This is a genomic window from Dolichospermum planctonicum (assembly GCF_005402965.1).
Classification (GTDB): Bacteria; Cyanobacteriota; Cyanobacteriia; order Cyanobacteriales; family Nostocaceae; genus Dolichospermum; species Dolichospermum planctonicum.
The window spans coordinates 1-336 of record NZ_BJCF01000165.1; the positions used below are offsets into that span (position 1 = coordinate 1).

General features: G+C 42.9%; 1 pseudogene. It reads left to right on the forward strand.

What is annotated here, in order from left to right:
* Positions 1–336, forward strand: a pseudogene (locus tag FFO06_RS20905) (S8 family serine peptidase); the annotation flags it as partial.

Here is a 336-nt window from a genome sequence, read left to right on the forward strand (position 1 = left end):
ACTTGCTAACGTGGAAAACCTGACATTAACAGGAACAACAGCAGTTAACGGCACAGGGAACGCAGCTAATAACGTCATTACTGGTAACGATGCTAATAACACCCTTGATGGTGGTGCGGGTACAGATACCTTAATTGGTGGTTTAGGCAACGATATCTATGTTGTAGATAGCGCCACTGATACTATTACCGAAAATACCAACGCGGGTACAGATACCATTCAATCTAGTGTTACTTACACTATTGCGGCTCTTGCTAACGTCGAAAACCTGACATTAACAGGAACAGCAGCCATAAACGGTACTGGTAACGCAGCTAATAACGTTATTACTGGTAA